The 1,686-nt window shown below is 64.0% G+C and carries 1 protein-coding gene; it reads left to right on the forward strand.

What is annotated here, in order from left to right; translation table 11 throughout:
• A partial coding sequence (locus ACRDUX_RS07930; RefSeq protein ID WP_526412661.1) for a GAF domain-containing sensor histidine kinase occupies positions 1 to 1,318 on the forward strand: 1,318 nt, incomplete at its 5' end.
• Positions 1,319 to 1,686 lie beyond the last annotated feature (368 nt).

Consider the following 1,686-nt stretch of genomic DNA (forward strand, 5'->3'; position numbering starts at 1 on the left):
CCATCCGCCGATGCGCGCACTGCTGGGTGTGCCCATCAGGATCCGGCAGACCATGTTCGGCAGTCTTTACCTCACCGAGCCGATTGGACGGGAGGCATTCACCGAATCCGATGAGGCAACGGCAAGAGCGCTCGCAGCCGCAGCTGCAGTTGCCATCGAGAACGCCCGATTGTTCGACCGAGTAAGCACCGCGGCCAAGTGGATGCAGGCCAGTCGGGCGATCAACACGGCGCTGGTTTCCGACCTGGACCCAGTGGCCGCGCCGCTGCAGATGATCGCCGAGCGCGTGTGCGAGCTGACCGACGCCGAACAGGTCATCGTGCTCGTTCCCAGCGATTCCGATCTGGCGCCGGAAGACATTGACACGCTGGTTGTTTCAACCGCGGTGGGATTGCTGTCGGACGAGGTGGTTGGCCAGCGCATACCCGTGGACGGGTCGACGAGCGGCCGTGTCTTCCGTTCCGGCGAGCCGTTGATCACCGAGACGTTCCGCCATCCCATTCAGGCCTTCACCGACGTTGGGCAACGACCGGCGATCGTGATGCCGCTGCGTGCGCAGCAGTCGGTGCTCGGCATCCTCACCGTCGCCCGAAACGCGGACAATACCCCTTTCAATGCAAGCGATCTCGCGCTGGTGAGCGACTTCGCCGATCGTGCGGCGGTCGCGCTCAGCTTGTCCGCGAGCCGCGAGTACGCACGCGGGCTCTCGCTGATAAATGAACGCGAGCGAATCGCGCACGACCTGCACGATCGCGTCATACAGAGACTGTTCGCCGCCGGGATGGATCTGCAAGGCACCATCTCTCGTTCACGATCGCCCGAGATCACCAAGCGCCTACACCGTACGATCGACGATCTCCAGGACACCATCGACGAGATTCGTACGACCATCTTCGCGTTGCAATCCCGAACGGACGCGGCCGGCGGCTTTCGCCAACAGATTCAAAACGCCATCACCGAACTCACCGATGACCGCAACATCGAGACGACGGTGCGGATCTCTGGACCATTGACCGCGGTCGGTGAAGAACTCGCCGAACAGGCGACACCGGCCATCGTCGAGGCGGTCAGCAACGCCGTGCGACATTCCGGTGCCGCGCATCTCACCGTCGAGATCCACGTCGCCGACGACATCACCATCGACGTCACCGACGATGGCTGCGGCATCGACTCCAACAACCCGAGACGCAGCGGACTGGCGAACCTGCACCGTCGCGCCGAGCTGGCCGGGGGCAGCTGCGAAGTCGGCGCAGCAGCCGGCGGTGGCACGCACATCCGATGGGCCGCACCGCTGAGGGGCTCCTCCCTCGCGGGGTGAACCGCTGGAACTCGGCGCGCACGACAGGAAGGGCCCGTGACCTTCGGCCTCACCGAGGGTCCACAGGACTCATCCATTGCGCCTAGCGGCGGCACTCGGCTCATGGTCGGATGAGACGATGGACGGCGAACTCTAAAGGGGCACAATGCGACACCGTTGAGCGCAGTAGTCCAATCACTGCGGGCGAGCCGGTACCCGCACCATGTCGGCGACCTATCCCCAGGTTCTACCCACTCATCAGATGTGATGGCACGAGGTCGAAGGGTCTTTGGGCCCGAGAGAAGGGGCCCGAAGACAGCGTCCGCGATCGCCGGCGCCCAATACCGTTCAGAGGCAAGGAACAACCACAGCTATCAACGGACTTGGAG

The sequence above is a fragment of the Mycobacterium sp. genome, assembly GCF_050701675.1.
GTDB lineage: Bacteria > Actinomycetota > Actinomycetes > Mycobacteriales > Mycobacteriaceae > Mycobacterium.